Raw genomic sequence first — 14122 nt, 5'->3', positions numbered from 1 at the left:
ACGCCGGTGCGGCGTTCTGTCAGCCGCGTTGCGCGCGCGCCGCCTCATAAAGCGCCACGGCGGCGGCGTTGGAGACGTTCAGGCTCTCGAATCCGCCGGGCATGGGGATCTTGGCCAGAACATCGCAATGTTCGGCGACCAGACGGCGGATGCCGTCGCCCTCGGACCCCATGACCAGGACGGTGGGCTGCGAATCAAGCGCCTGTTCCAGCGTCTGTTCGCCCGACCCGTCCAAGCCTACGGCGCGCCAGCCCAGATCGGCCAGACGCTCCAGCGCGCGCGACAGATTCGTCACCCGCGCATGGGGCAGGCGTTCGGTCGCGCCGACCGCCGCCTTGGCCAGGGCGCCGGCCAGGGCCGGGGCGTGACGGTCCTGAACGATGATTCCCCTGGCCCCGAACGCCAGGGCCGAGCGGAAGATGGCGCCGACGTTCTGGGGGTCGGTCAGCTGGTCCAGCATGACGATGACGCCCTCGGCCGGCTGGGCCAGATCGTCCAGCGCCACGCCTTCCAGCGGCTGGACCTTGAACACCATGCCCTGATGCACCGCGCCGGCGGGCAGCATCCGGGTCAGGGCCTGGTTGTCCATGACCTCGATCTTGTGGCCGTGGTTCAGCCGGCCGTCCTCGATCTCCTGCGCGCGGTCGGCGGTGACGATCAGACGACCCGTTCCGCGACGGGCGGGATTCGCCAGGGCGGCCAGAACCGGGTGGCGGCCCCACAGATAATTATCGGCGTCGGCCTTGCCTCGATCCGCCGAACGGGGTGTTCGAGGCGCATCTTCGCGCCCGGAAAACCCTTGCGTGGCGGGCTTTTGCGCCTTGTCGCGCGGTCCTCCGGGCCGGTTTCCGAAGACCTGTTTTTTACCGCTTTTACGGTCGTTGCGTTCTGATTTCGACGACACTATAAGACGCCCTCCGATTTGGAGCCCCAAGGGCTTTCGGGTCTGGGCGCCCCCTCTACTGCAGAGGAGGCGGCAAGCCGAAGGCTTTTGTTTCGTCCCGCATCTTTATGGGCGGAACGAGGGGTCCGGCGGTTCGAAAAGGCGCGCTGGGGGAATGTCCCGAGCGGCAAAGGGGGGGGACTGTAAATCCCCTGCGTAAGCTTCGAAGGTTCGAGTCCTTCTTCCCCCACCACGCGCCTTCGAACACGACGGATCAGGACGCCGGAGAGGTATCGGCTGCGGCGTTCCCCGGAACTTCCGCAGTCTCCGCGCGGGTATAGCACAATGGTAGTGCAGCAGCCTTCCAAGCTGAGGATGTCGGTTCGATCCCGTCTACCCGCTCCAGGTTTTTAGATCAGCATCGCGCCCCTCCGCTGACGGACCCGGGCCACAGGAGTTTTGGCCATGGCCAAGGAAAAGTTCGAACGCACGAAGCCGCACTGCAACATCGGCACGATTGGTCACGTTGACCACGGCAAGACGACGCTGACGGCGGCGATCACGATGACGCTGGCGAAGGCCGGCGGCGCGAAGGCGATGAACTACGCCGACATCGACGCGGCGCCGGAAGAGAAGGCGCGCGGCATTACGATCAACACGGCGCACGTGGAATACGAGACGGCCAACCGTCACTATGCGCACGTCGACTGCCCCGGCCACGCCGACTATGTGAAGAACATGATCACGGGCGCGGCGCAGATGGACGGCGCGATCCTGGTGGTGTCGGCCGCCGACGGCCCGATGCCGCAAACGCGCGAGCACATCCTGCTGGCCCGTCAGGTCGGCGTGCCGGCCCTGGTGGTCTTCATGAACAAGGTCGACCTGGTCGACGACGAAGAACTGCTGGAACTGGTCGAGATGGAAGTGCGTGAGCTGCTCTCGTCGTACCAGTTCCCGGGCGACGACATTCCGATCACCAAGGGCTCGGCCAAGGCCGCGACCGACGGCGTGAACCCGGAAATCGGCGAACAGCGCGTTCTGGCCCTGATGGAAACCGTCGACGCCTACATCCCGCAGCCGGAACGTCCGGTCGACCTGCCGTTCCTGATGCCGGTCGAAGACGTGTTCTCGATCTCGGGCCGCGGCACCGTGGTCACGGGCCGCGTCGAGAAGGGCGTCATCAAGGTCGGTGAGGAAGTCGAGATCGTCGGCATCCGTCCGGTCCAGAAGACGACCTGCACGGGCGTGGAAATGTTCCGCAAGCTGCTGGACCAAGGTCAGGCCGGCGACAACGTGGGCGTTCTGCTGCGCGGCACCAAGCGCGAAGACGTCGAGCGCGGTCAGGTTCTGTGCAAGCCGGGTTCGATCACCCCGCACACCAAGTTCCAGGCCGAAGCCTACATCCTGACGAAGGAAGAAGGCGGCCGCCACACGCCGTTCTTCACCAACTATCGTCCGCAGTTCTACTTCCGCACGACGGACGTGACGGGCATCGTCCACCTGAAGGAAGGCGTCGAGATGATCATGCCCGGCGACAACGCCGAGCTGAGCGTCGAGCTGATCACGCCGATCGCGATGGATCAGGGCCTGCGCTTCGCCATCCGTGAAGGCGGCCGCACCGTCGGCGCCGGCGTCGTGGCCAAGATCGTCGAGTAATCGAAGATCCGGCCTTCGGGCCGAACAGTAAGCGTAACAGAGCGGCTCCCGGAGCGATCCGGGGGCTGTTTTGCTTTGTGGCTTGGCTCCATTCCGCGCCGTCACCCTCGGGCTTGACCCGAGGGCCGGAGGTTCCGCCGCATCGCCCCACCGGCGGCGCACAGCTCGATCCGTACCCGATCCTCGGGGCAAGCCCGAGGATGACGGGGAGGGGGAAGGGGTGAGGGGCTGATCTTTCGCTCGGCGGGCGAGCGGTCTTGCCTGCAACCGGAAATCCCGGTTTACGTTCGGAGACGGACGTTAACCTTTCGGTAACCACATGCGACGCGCCATTCGACTGGGTCTTTTCATCGGCATCGTGATCGGCATGAGCGCCTGCGCGGCGCAGTATGACGCCGGCGGGCGGCCCGTGTCGGGCGCCTATGGCTCGGTCGAGGCCGGGCGGACGGGCTGAAGGCCGAAGGAAAACGTGGCGCTGGCCGCCTTCCTGCCCTAATATAGCGCTGCGGACGCCGACTGTTGCGCCGCGCTGGTCTCCAAAAACCCCTAGATGTTACTCATCGCTATTGCCGTCGTTCTGCTCCTAGTGGTGCTAAACGGCTTGTTCGCCATGACCGAATTGGCGGTCGTTTCGTCCCGACGGTCAAAACTCCAGGCGCGGGCGGAAAGGGGAGATCGGGGGGCCAAGGCGGCGCTGAAGCTGTCGGAGGAGCCGACGCAGTTCCTGTCGGCGGTTCAGGTCGGCATCACCCTGATCGGCATTCTGGCGGGCGCCTATGGTCAGGCGACCATCGCAGGCGAGCTGGACCGGATTCTGGAAGCGTCCTTCCCGGCACTGGCCGCCTATACCGAATTCTTCGCCACGGCCCTGGTGGTCGTGTGCATCACCTATGTCTCGCTGATCATCGGCGAACTGGTGCCCAAGCGTCTGGCGCTGATCTTCCCCGAAACGGTCGCCTCCAAGATGGCCAAGCCCATCTCGACCCTGGCGGTCGTGCTGAAGCCGTTCGTCCTTTTGCTGACCGCCTCGACCTCGGGCATTCTGAAGGTGCTGGGCGTCAAGGATCGCGACGGTTCGGACGTGACCCAGGAAGAGGTCGCCACCATCCTGGCCGAGGGGACTTCGGCCGGCCTGATCGAGCCGGAAGAACAGGAGATGATCGAGGAGATCATGCGCCTGGGCGACCGTCCGGTGCGGGTGGCCATGACGCCGCGCCACGAGGTGTTCTGGATCGCACTGGACGACCCGGAGGAGGTGGTCCGCGAGGAAATCCGCACCTGTCCCTATTCGCGCATCGTGGTGGCGCGCGAGAACGACGTCGATAATCCGCTGGGCCTGGTTCACAAGAAGGACCTGCTGGACGCTCTGCTGACTACGGGTCAGATCGACGTCGAGCCGCTGGTCGCCGAACCCGCCTTCATCCCCCAATCGACCTCGGTGCTGAAGGCGCTGGAGATATTGAAGGGCTCGCGGGTCCACATGGCCTTCATCGTCGATGAATACGGCGCCTTCGAAGGCGTCGTGACCGCCACCGACATCCTGGAGATGATCGCCGGCGACTTCGACGAGGGGCACGACGAAGAGCAGGCCTGGATTCACCAGCGCGCCGACGGCAGCTGGCTGGTGGACGGGCAGACGGACCTGGACGACCTGGCCGACACCCTGGGCGAGGATTTCGGCGAACACGAAGGCTTCCACACCGTCGCCGGCCTGATTCTGCATCAAATCTCGCGCGTCCCGGACGAGGGCGAGGTGCTGCAGGTCGGGCGATTCGAGGTCGAGGTCGTGGATATGGACGACCGCCGGATCGACAAGCTGATCTTCAAGGAACTGATCAAGGCCGAGGACGAGCGCGACGCCGTGGCGGCCCATCTGGAAGACTAGCCGTCGCATTGGCGGGGATAGCGTCACATCGCCCTTGAAATGGCGGGCGGCGTGAGGCATACGCCCCCCTCTGGCGAACGCGCGAGCCGGAGGGTTCGCGCGATTGTCTAGGAGTTTAGCTCAGCTGGTAGAGCACCGGTCTCCAAAACCGGGGGTCGTGGGTTCGAGTCCCCCAACTCCTGCCAATCCCCCCTGTCGCTTCCGGATGGGACTTCCCATCTGGGGCGACAGGAACAATTGTGTGAAGAGCAACTGATGGCCAAGGCCAAAACTCCCGGCAAGCGGCCCCAGGCCAATGCGAAGCCTCAGGTCGCTGCGGGCGCCGCCGCCATCACGGTCGATGCGCCCGAGCCCAAGAAGCCCCGCACCAGCCCTGGCCAGTTCATCAGCCAGGTCCGCGCCGAAGGCCGCAAGATCGTGTGGCCCAGCCGCAAGGAGACCTGGATCACCTCGGTGATGGTCTTCATCATGGTGGTGGTCGCCTCGATCTTCTTCTGGATCGTGGACACCGGCCTTGGTTTCGCCTTCCGCTACATCATCGCTCTCGGATCCTGAGAAAGACGCGCCCATGACCGATGCAGCGCCTGCAAAGCCCGCCAACCCGCGCCACAAGTGGTACATCGTCAACGCCTATTCGAACTTCGAAAAGAAGGTCGCCGAACAGCTGCGTGAACAGGCCAAGCAACAGGGCCTGGAAGACGCCTTCTCCGAAATCCTGGTTCCGACCGAGGATGTCGTCGAGATCCGTCGCGGCCGCAAGGTGAACTCGGAACGCAAGTTCTTCCCCGGCTATGTGCTGGTGAAGATGGAAATGACGGACCAAGCCTATCACCTGGTCAAGAATACGCCGAAGGTCACGGGCTTCCTGGGCGCCGCGGGCGGCACCAAGCCCCTGCCGGTCTCGGAACGTGAAGTTCAGAACATCATCGGCGCCGTGGAAGAGGGCGTCGAACGTCCGAAGCCCACCATCCGCTTCGACATCGGCGAAAAGGTCAAGGTCATCGACGGCCCGTTCGCCAGCTTCGACGGCTCGGTCGAGAGCGTGGACGAGGAACACGCCCGCCTGCGCGTCGCCGTGTCCATCTTCGGCCGCGCCACGCCGGTCGAACTGGAATACGCCCAGGTGGAGAAGGTCGCGGGCTGAGGCCGGCGTTCCTGTCGACAGATCGAAGCCGCGTCCGAAAGGGCGCGGCTTTTTTCGTTGTTGCGTATGGCTCATTCCCCGCCGTCATCCTCGGGCTTGACCCGAGGATCGGGGCTTCCGCCGCCTTGCGCCTGATGGGACGCACAGCCCGATCCGCGCCCGGTCCTCGGGTCAAGCCCGAGGATGACGGGGGGAGGGCATGGGAAGAGCATGGGGAAGAGGGCAAGTCCCTGCGTTGCCTTTCCGTCCCCCCTCTGTTACACGCGCGCCTTCGCTCGGCGGGCCTTGGCTCGCGGGGCGGTAAATCCGTGGGAGGCAGCCATGCCGGACCACGGCTCACCGGTCCCGGATCAAGTCCGGGATCATTCATAGGAGAGACCAATGGCCAAGAAGATTCTCGGCTATATCAAGCTGCAAGTGCCGGCCGGTTCGGCCACGCCTTCGCCCCCGATCGGCCCGGCTCTGGGTCAACGCGGCGTGAACATCATGGGCTTCTGCAAGGAGTTCAACGCGCGCACCGAGAAGGAAGCCAAGGGCACCCCGCTTCCGACCGTCATCACCGTCTATCAGGACAAGTCGTTCACCTTCATCACCAAGACGCCCCCGGCGACCTGGTACCTGAAGCAGGCTACCGGCCTGAAGTCGGGCTCCAAGCTGGTCGGCCGTGAAGTCGCCGGCAAGATCACGCAGACGCAACTGCGCGAGATCGCCGAGAAGAAGATGAAGGATCTGAACGCCAACGACCTGGACGCGGCGGCCAAGATCATCGAAGGCTCCGCCCGCGCGATGGGCCTGGAAGTGGTGGAGGGCTAATCCATGGCTAAGCAAACCAAGGCTCAAAAGGCCCGCACCGGCGTCACCCAAGACCTGTTGCCGTTCACCGACGCCATCAAGCTGGCCAAGGAAAACGCCAAGTCGAAGTTCGACGAATCTCTGGAAATCGCTGTCAACCTGGGCGTCGATCCGCGTCACGCCGACCAACAGGTCCGTGGCGTGGTGAACCTGCCGTCGGGTACGGGCCGTGACGTCCGCGTCGCCGTCTTCGCCAAGGACGCCAAGGCGGCCGAGGCCACCGCGGCCGGCGCCGAACACGTCGGCGCCGAAGATCTGTACGAAAAGATCGCTGGCGGCTTCATGGAGTTCGACCGCGTGATCGCGTCGCCGGACATGATGGCCCTGGTCGGTCGTCTGGGTAAGGTGCTGGGCCCTCGCGGCCTGATGCCGAACCCGAAGGTCGGCACCGTGACCCCGAACGTGGCCCAGGCCGTCAAGGACGCCAAGGGCGGCGCCGTCGAGTTCCGCGTCGAGAAGGCCGGCATCGTCCACGCCGGCATCGGCAAGGTGTCCTTCACGCAGGACGCGCTGGAAGCCAACGTCAAGGCCATCGTGGACGCCCTGGTCCGCGCCAAGCCGTCGGGCGCCAAGGGCACTTATGTGAAGCGCATCAGCCTGTCCTCGACGATGGGCCCGGGCTTCAAGGTCGACCCGGCATCGCTGGGCGCCTGATAGGCTCTCGCGAAACGGCTCTTGTCGCGCGTAAGTGCGGCAGGCCGAAAAGAATGAAGGCCCCGGAGAGCGATCTCCGGGGCCTTTTTCGTGGTCAGTAGGCCGCCGTGAAGCGGGCGCGGCTGTGGTTGTGGTGTTCCAGTTCGTCGACCATGGCGATGGCGTAGTCGGCGAAGCTGATTTTGCTGTCGCCGTGGTCGTTCACGACCAGCTGGTCGCCGCCGGTGCGATAGGCGCCGGTGCGGGGGCCTTCCTCGATCAGGGCGGCGGGGGAGAAGAAGGTCCAGTCGATGGCCTGCTCACGGCGCAGATCCTCAAGGAAGGTGATGCCGCCCTTGGCGATGGGTTTCCACTCGGCGGGGAACTGCGGCGTGTCGAACAGGAGGACGCCGGGCGCGACTTCCAGGCTGGCGGCGCCGCCGGTGACGAGCAGTCGCGGTACGCCGGCGGTTTTCAGCGCCTGCAACAGGGTCGCGGCCGGGACGTCGAAGTGCAGGGCGCTGATGGCGGCGTCCGAACCTCTGATCAGCTCGGCCAGGGCGGCGGGGTCGGAGGCGTCGCCGGCGACGGGGGTGACGCCGGACGCGGCGGGAATGGCCTCGGGCTTGCGGGCGATGGCGGTGACGGCGTGACCGCGCGCGGCCAGCTCTTTTGTGATTTCCGAGCCGGCGCGGCCGCTGGCGCCGAGGACTGCGACTTTCATGGAAAGGCTCCTGTTGGTTTCCAATGGAGACCAGGTGTGGCATGGAGGGCGACCATGCAAGACGGCACCTTTTCCACACCTGGTCACTCGGACGAAACCGCGATGCGCGGCGACGTGTTCGCGGCCGACTGCCCGACCCGACAGCTGCTGGACCGGATCGCGGACAAGTGGAGCGCGCTGATCCTGATCGTGCTGGGGCAGGGGCCGATCCGGTTCAACGCCCTGAAACAGCGGGTGGACGGGGTGTCGCAGAAGATGCTGAGCCAGACGCTGAAGTCGCTGGAGCGGGACGGGCTGGTGTCGCGCTCGGTCGTGGCGACCGTGCCGGTGACAGTGACCTATGCGGTGACGCCGCTGGGGCGGGGGCTGATGGCGTCGATGCAGGCTATGATAGACTGGGCCGAGACCCGGATGCCCGAGGTGGCGGCGGCTCAGGCCGACTATGACCGGCGGTCGCGCGAGACGCACTGAGCGGCGCTCCAGCTTTTTGATCGCGGCCGGCGAACGGCCACGCTCCACCCGCGTTCCTGTCGCGACCTTGAAGGGGGCGACATGTTCGGTTTGGCGAAGTTAAGGGGCGAGAAGCCTGTGACGGGCGGCGATCCCTGGAAGGGGCGGCTGGCGTTCGGGGCCGTCGTGCTGGTGGCCGGCTATTTCGTCGTTCAGCTGGTGGTGACGCTGCAGACGCTGTGGCTGCTGATCTTCGGGGCCATCGTGGTGGCGGTGATCCTGCGCGCCCTGGCCGATCCCATCGTGCGCTGGCTGAAGGCGCCGGACCCCCTGGCGGTGTTTCTGTCGCTGCTGATCGTCGTATCGGTGCTGGCCGGGGTGCTGGCCCTGTTCGGCGCCCAGATCGCGGATCAGGTGAACGCCCTGGCGGCCATCGTGCCCCAGGGCTGGGCGCAGGTGCAGAGCTGGATCGAGGCCCAGCCCTATGCCGGGCAGGTTCTGGAGCAGTTGCAGAACCTGGGCAGCCGCGCGGGCGAGGCCTTGCAGGTGGCGCAGCGGTTCGCCCTGGGCTTCGCCTCGGGCATTACGACCATGGTGCTGGTGATCGTGGCGGGGGTGTTCCTGGCCATCGAGCCGGCCAAGTCGCGCGAAGGGCTGCTGTCCATCCTGCCGATGAGCAAACGTCCCCGGATGCGCGAGGTGCTGAACGCCTGCGGCACGGCGCTCAAAGGCTGGCTGAAGGCGCAGCTGTTCTCGATGGTGCTGGTGGGGACGCTGACCGGGATCGGTCTGGCCCTGATCGGCGTGCCGTCGGCCCTGGGTCTGGGGCTGCTGACCGGGCTGGCGCAGTTCGTGCCGATCGTGGGGCCCATCGTATCAACCATTCCGTCGGTGCTGGTGGCGGCGACGCAGGGGTGGCAGACGGCGCTGCTGGCCGTGCTGGTCCACGTCATCATCTCCCAGCTGGAGAGCAACTTCATCACCCCGATGGTGCAGAAGAACGTGGCCAATCTGCCGGTCGTGCTGGGCATCTTCGCCGTGGTGGGGATCGGCACCCTGTTCGGCCCTCTGGGGGTGCTGTTCGCCACGCCGCTGGCGCTGGTGCTGCACACCCTGGTGACGATGCTGTATCGTCAGGACGTGCTGCACGACCCCGACGCAAAGGCGCCGGGGGAGAAATAATCCGGTCGTCCGTGCGCTGACAACTTGACGCAGCGGCCGCGATCCCCTTTCGAGAGCGGCGCCGGAACGGCGACCGCCGTCGAGGAGCAAGGACGTGACGCACGCAGAACGAACCATCCCGCACGGCGGCGAGGCCTGAGATTGGCGCGCGTCGGCTCCAAACGCACGGTCCCGTCCGAGACCCGTCAGGTGGCGGCCTTGCCCTGGCGGCTGGAGAACGGCGAGCGGCGCATCCTGATGATCACGTCTCGCGAAACGCGCCGCTGGGTCATTCCCAAGGGCGGGCGGATGGTCGGCAAGACCGATCCCGAGGCCGCCGCCCAGGAGGCGATGGAGGAGGCGGGGGTCAAGGGCGACATCGACAGCCAGACCCTGGGCGTCTTCCGCTACGCCAAGGGGACCAAGGACGGCGGGGTGCGCCAGTGCGTGGTCTCGGTCTATCCGCTGGAGGTGCTGATCCAGATGGGCGCCTGGCCCGAGGCGCATCAGCGCGAGCGCCGCTGGATGAGCCTGAGCGAGGCGGCGGACCTAGTGCATGAGCCGGACCTGGCCGCCCTGATCCGCGACTTCGACGCCACGCCGCTGAAAGATTAGACAACCGGCGGTCGATTTCAGCTGGTCAGCCCGGATGCGCCCCCGCGATAAGAGGGGCGGGAGGCTGACATGACCATTCTTAGAAACCTTGCGCTGGGGCTGGCGCTGACGCTCGCCGCGACCGGCGTCCAGGCCCGGACGCAGACCGAGACCGTCGTCGTCACGCGCGTCGAACCCGCGCCGCAGGACGCCGGCCTGGCGCGTCGCAGCAGTCTGGCGCGCGAACTGATCGGGCTGTCGGCGGGACCGAACTTCGCCAAGGAGATCGAGCGGAGCATCGGCGCGGAGCTTGAAAAGATCGGCGACGGACAGGGCGAGGAGGGCGCCTGGATTCGCGCCGCCATGCCGCCGATGATGAGCCGGATGTTGACGCGGCTGTTGGACGAGATGGTTCCCGCCTACGCCGAAATCTACACCGAAGAAGAGTTGCAGGGGCAGATCGACTTCTACCGCAGCCCGGTGGGACGAGCGGTCGCGGCCAAGACGGTTTCGATGGCCGTGGCGACGCAGGAGGTGCAGGTCAGGGCGCTGACCGACTTCATGACCGAGTTGCAGGGCAAATACTGCGCGCGCTTCACCTGCGAGACGGGGCAGACGGGCGCCAAGTCCCGGCGCTAGCCGTCCAGTTCGGGTGACGGCGCAAGAGTTCACAGACCATGCGATCCGCGCCTTGATTTCCTGTCGGCGGGCCTGTAAGAGCGCCGCTTCCCGTCGGAGGTTCATCTTCTGACGGTCCTGTCCGAGAACTTCGGGGCGTGGGGGCCACCCATGCCGTAACTGTCGAAAAGCCTTTCGACGCCGTGGGGAGATGGGGACGCGACCTTGCCGCGTATCGGCCCGCATTCCGGGACGGACGCCGTCAGACGCATCCTTCGGACAATACGACCGGCCCGAACGTCTCGCAGCGATGCGGCGCGCTTTGGCCAATCCGTCGTCGGGAATAAGCCCGGCGGCGAATACCAAGACTGGAGACCGCAATGGATCGCGCTCAAAAAGCCGAGTCTATCGAATCGCTCAAGGGCGTGTTCGCCGAGGCCGGCAGCGTGGTCGTGACCCACAACCTGGGTCTGACCGTTGCGGAAATGGAAGACCTGCGTGGTCGCCTTCGCAAAGAAGGCGGCGCGTTCAAGGTGGTCAAGAACCGCCTGGCGCTGAAGGCGCTCGAAGCCGAAGAAGGCAGCGACTACCACGGCCTGTTCAAGGGCCCGGTGGGCATCGCCTACTCCGAGAACCCCGGTACGGCCGCCAAGGTCGTGACCGAGTTCGCCAAGGCCAACGATCGCTTCAAGATCGTCGGCGGCTTCATGGGCGCAACCGTCGTCGATCAGAAGGGTGTCGAGGCTCTCTCGAAACTCCCGACGCTGGACGAAGTTCGCGGTCAACTCATCGGCCTGCTCAATGCGCCTGCGACCCGTATCGCCGGCGTGCTGCAAGCACCCGCCGGTCAGCTGGCCCGCGTGTTCAACGCCTACGCCACCAAGGAAGCCGCGTAAGCGGCCCCGCCTTTCATCTCTGCATCACTCTCTAAACCTCATCCTCCGAAGGAAAACTGACAATGGCCGACCTCGCCAAGATCGTCGAAGACCTGTCCGCGCTTACCGTTCTGGAAGCCGCTGAACTCTCCAAGCTGCTGGAAGAAAAGTGGGGCGTCAGCGCCGCTGCTCCGGTCGCCATGGCTGCTCCGGCCGCCGGCGGCGCCGCTCCGGCTGAAGCCGCCGAAGAGCAAACCGAATTCACCGTCGTCCTGGTCGACGGCGGCGACAAGAAGATCAACGTGATCAAGGAAGTCCGCGGCGTCCGTTCGGACCTGGGTCTGAAGGAAGCCAAGGACCTGGTCGAAGGCGCTCCGCAGAACGTCGTCGAAAACGTCTCGAAGCAACAAGCCGACGAGATCGCCAAGAAGCTGACGGAAGCCGGCGCCAAGATCCAGATCAAGTAATCTGGATCTCAGCTCTGCTGATATCGGAAAGGCCCGGCGGGAAACCGCCGGGCCTTTTTGCTGACCGGCGTCGAACGGTTCGGATCATTTTCGGCGATCGCGCAAGCCTGACCTGCGCTGACGCTTGACGCCCCCGGCCCTGCGGCGGACTGTCGCGCCTTCCCCCGGAGTGGTTTCGAGAGTTCGTGATGATTACCAACCGCCTTCGCGTCGCCGGTCTGGCGCTGCTGCTCGTCTCGGCCGCGCCCGCCGCCCTGGCCCAGCAGGCGTCGACCTATGCGCCTGCCCTGCCTGCGCCCCAGCCGCCGATCCCGGACGCGCAGGACGTCGCCTATCCCGGCGTGATCGCGCTGGACGTGGACGCCACGAACCTGTCGCAGCGCATCTTCTCGGTGAAAGAAACGATTCCCGTCGCCCAGGCCGGGCCGATGGTGCTGTATTTCCCGCAGTGGCTGCCCGGCGAGCATGGGCCGACCGGGCCGATCCCGCAGCTGGCGGGGCTGGAGATCACCGCCAACGGCCAGCGAGTGGAGTGGGTGCGCGACACCCTGCGTCCCTTCGCCTATCACATCGTGGTTCCGGCCGGGGCGACCGCCCTGGACGTCAAGCTGCAGCACCTCTCGCCAACCGCCGGGGCCCAGGGGCGGATCACGATGACGCCCGAGATGCTGAACATCCAGTGGGAGAAGATGCTGCTCTATCCGGCCGGTCACTGGTCGCGAAACATCATGGTCCAGCCGACGGTGCGGTTCCCGGCGGGCTGGTCCTTCGGCACGGCGCTGGAGCCCCAGACCAAGGATGGGGATCGCCAGACCTTCAGGCCGGTGAACCTGGAAGTCCTGATCGACAGCCCGGTCTTCGCCGGCGTCCACTATCGCCAGATCGACCTCGATCCCGGCGGCCGTTCGCCCGTGCGGGCCAACATCTTCGCCGACGAGGCCGACAATCTGGAGGCCACGGACGAGCAGGTGCAGATCCTGCGCAATCTGGTGACGCAGATGGATCGGCTGTACGGCGCGCGCCACTTCGACCACTACGACTTCCTGATCGCCATGACCGACAAGCTGGGCGGCATCGGGCTGGAGCATCACCGCAGTTCGGAGAATTCGGTCGACCCGGAGTTCTTCACCGGCTGGTCCACCCACCTCGGCGACCGCGACCTGCTGAGCCATGAGATGAACCATTCGTGGGACGGCAAGTGGCGCCGGCCCGCCGACCAGTATGTGCCCAACTTCAACAGCCCGCTGCAGAACAGCCTGCTGTGGGTCTATGAGGGGCAGACGCAATACTATGGCCAGGTCATCGCCGCTCGCTCGGGGCTTCTGACCACACAGCAGGCCCTGGATTCCCTGGCCATGACGGCCGCGACCTATGATACGCGCATCGGCCGTCAGTGGCGCGCCCTGCAGGACACGACCAACGATCCGATCATCAGCCAGCGCCAGGCCAAGGGCTGGCTGTCGTGGCAGCGCGACGAGGACTACTATTCGGAAGGCCAGCTGATCTGGCTGGACGTCGACACCCTGATCCGGGAGAAGACCAACGGCCGGAAGTCGCTGGATGACTTCGCCCGCGCCTTCTACGGCGTTCAGGACGGCAGCTATACGCCCGCCCCCTATACGTTCGAGGATGTGGTGGCGGCCCTGAACGGCGTCGTCGCCAACGACTGGGCGACCTTCCTGCGCGCGCGTCTGGACGCCGATGGTCCGAACGCCCGTGCGCCGCTGGACGGGTTGGCGCGCGGCGGCTGGCGGCTGACCTTCGCGGACAAGCCCACCGACTATATGAAGACCCTGTATTCGGAGCTGAAGCGCAACGACTTCACCTATTCGCTGGGCCTGCAGACCGGCGAGAACAACAAGATTCGCAGCGTCCAGTGGGACGGCCCGGCCTTCAAGGCGGGCCTGGCCGTGGGCATGGAGATCGTCGCCGTCGGCGGCCAGGCCGCGACCGCCGACCGCCTGTCCGCCGCCGTCACCGCCGCCAAGGACCCGGCCGTGCCCGTCACCCTGATCGTCAAGGACGACGACCAGTTCAGGACGGTCGTCCTCGACTACCACGACGGCCTTCGCTACCCGCGGCTGGAGCGTATTCCCGGAACGCCGGATCGCCTGACCGACATCCTGACGCCAAGGAAGCGCTGAAGTCTCCTCCCCACGAAGTGGGGAGGGGGACCGCGA

At 65.9% G+C, this 14122-nt stretch carries 16 protein-coding genes and 3 tRNA genes; 17 read left to right on the top strand and 2 right to left on the bottom strand.

What is annotated here, in order from left to right; genetic code table 11:
- Positions 1-19: 19 nt before the first annotated feature.
- The gene (rlmB, locus tag SH203_RS03015; protein ID WP_087119351.1) at positions 20-904 is read right to left on the bottom strand and encodes a 23S rRNA (guanosine(2251)-2'-O)-methyltransferase RlmB; all 885 of its coding nucleotides are present in this window, start codon (positions 902-904) and stop codon (positions 20-22) included.
- Positions 905-1052: 148 nt separating this feature from the next.
- Here rlmB and SH203_RS03010 point away from each other — a divergent pair.
- The 10 genes from SH203_RS03010 (at position 1053) to rplA (ending at position 7074) form a co-directional block, all read left to right on the top strand.
- Positions 1053-1136: transfer RNA gene (locus tag SH203_RS03010), tRNA-Tyr, on the top strand.
- A gap of 78 nt (positions 1137-1214) precedes the next feature.
- Positions 1215-1288, top strand: a tRNA-Gly gene (locus tag SH203_RS03005).
- Between the two features lie 60 nt (positions 1289-1348).
- On the top strand, positions 1349-2539 hold the full coding sequence (gene tuf, locus SH203_RS03000) for an elongation factor Tu (protein ID WP_087119328.1): 1191 nt from the start codon (positions 1349-1351) through the stop codon (positions 2537-2539).
- 319 nt (positions 2540-2858) lie between these two features.
- A complete protein-coding gene (locus SH203_RS15850) occupies positions 2859-2993 on the top strand; it encodes a hypothetical protein (protein WP_255376549.1) in 135 nt (44 codons plus the stop codon).
- Between the two features lie 96 nt (positions 2994-3089).
- Positions 3090-4424 (top strand): hemolysin family protein, encoded by a 1335-nt coding sequence (locus tag SH203_RS02995; RefSeq protein WP_200808771.1) that lies wholly within the window; start codon positions 3090-3092, stop codon positions 4422-4424.
- A gap of 109 nt (positions 4425-4533) precedes the next feature.
- Positions 4534-4609: transfer RNA gene (locus SH203_RS02990), tRNA-Trp, on the top strand.
- Between the two features lie 70 nt (positions 4610-4679).
- Positions 4680-4979 carry a preprotein translocase subunit SecE gene (secE, locus tag SH203_RS02985; RefSeq protein WP_087119349.1) on the top strand — a complete coding sequence of 100 codons (300 nt, stop codon included), beginning with the start codon at positions 4680-4682 and terminating at the stop codon, positions 4977-4979.
- 13 nt (positions 4980-4992) lie between these two features.
- On the top strand, positions 4993-5568 hold the full coding sequence (gene nusG, locus SH203_RS02980; RefSeq protein WP_087119348.1) for a transcription termination/antitermination protein NusG: 576 nt from the start codon (positions 4993-4995) through the stop codon (positions 5566-5568).
- Between the two features lie 381 nt (positions 5569-5949).
- Complete coding sequence (gene rplK / locus SH203_RS02975) at positions 5950-6381, top strand: 50S ribosomal protein L11 (RefSeq protein WP_087119347.1); 432 nt, start codon at positions 5950-5952, stop codon at positions 6379-6381.
- Between the two features lie 3 nt (positions 6382-6384).
- Positions 6385-7074, top strand: a complete 690-nt coding sequence (gene rplA / locus SH203_RS02970; protein ID WP_087119346.1) for a 50S ribosomal protein L1 — start codon at positions 6385-6387, stop codon at positions 7072-7074.
- Positions 7075-7168: 94 nt separating this feature from the next.
- On the opposite strand, the gene SH203_RS02965 is transcribed toward rplA, so the two are convergent.
- Positions 7169-7777: an NAD(P)-dependent oxidoreductase gene (locus tag SH203_RS02965; protein WP_087119345.1), complete on the bottom strand. Its 609-nt coding sequence runs from the start codon at positions 7775-7777 to the stop codon at positions 7169-7171.
- A 54-nt stretch (positions 7778-7831) separates the two neighbouring features.
- Between SH203_RS02965 and SH203_RS02960 the strand changes: the two genes are divergently transcribed.
- The 7 genes from SH203_RS02960 to SH203_RS02930 all read left to right on the top strand — a co-directional run bounded on the left by SH203_RS02960 (position 7832) and on the right by SH203_RS02930 (position 14086).
- The gene (locus tag SH203_RS02960; protein ID WP_087119344.1) at positions 7832-8248 is read left to right on the top strand and encodes a helix-turn-helix domain-containing protein; all 417 of its coding nucleotides are present in this window, start codon (positions 7832-7834) and stop codon (positions 8246-8248) included.
- An 81-nt stretch (positions 8249-8329) separates the two neighbouring features.
- Positions 8330-9409: an AI-2E family transporter gene (locus tag SH203_RS02955; protein WP_087119343.1), complete on the top strand. Its 1080-nt coding sequence runs from the start codon at positions 8330-8332 to the stop codon at positions 9407-9409.
- Between the two features lie 141 nt (positions 9410-9550).
- Positions 9551-10003 carry an NUDIX hydrolase gene (locus SH203_RS02950; RefSeq protein ID WP_087119342.1) on the top strand — a complete coding sequence of 151 codons (453 nt, stop codon included), beginning with the start codon at positions 9551-9553 and terminating at the stop codon, positions 10001-10003.
- Positions 10004-10072: 69 nt separating this feature from the next.
- A complete protein-coding gene (locus tag SH203_RS02945; RefSeq protein ID WP_087119341.1) occupies positions 10073-10621 on the top strand; it encodes a DUF2059 domain-containing protein in 549 nt (182 codons plus the stop codon).
- A gap of 359 nt (positions 10622-10980) precedes the next feature.
- On the top strand, positions 10981-11496 hold the full coding sequence (gene rplJ / locus SH203_RS02940; protein ID WP_087119340.1) for a 50S ribosomal protein L10: 516 nt from the start codon (positions 10981-10983) through the stop codon (positions 11494-11496).
- 62 nt (positions 11497-11558) lie between these two features.
- Positions 11559-11942 carry a 50S ribosomal protein L7/L12 gene (gene rplL, locus SH203_RS02935; protein ID WP_087119339.1) on the top strand — a complete coding sequence of 128 codons (384 nt, stop codon included), beginning with the start codon at positions 11559-11561 and terminating at the stop codon, positions 11940-11942.
- A 188-nt stretch (positions 11943-12130) separates the two neighbouring features.
- A complete protein-coding gene (locus tag SH203_RS02930) occupies positions 12131-14086 on the top strand; it encodes a M61 family metallopeptidase (RefSeq protein WP_087119338.1) in 1956 nt (651 codons plus the stop codon).
- Positions 14087-14122: the final 36 nt, after the last annotated feature.

Source organism: Brevundimonas sp. SH203, from assembly GCF_002157625.1.
Lineage (GTDB): Bacteria > Pseudomonadota > Alphaproteobacteria > Caulobacterales > Caulobacteraceae > Brevundimonas.
This window is presented reverse-complemented; position numbering and strand designations above follow the sequence as displayed.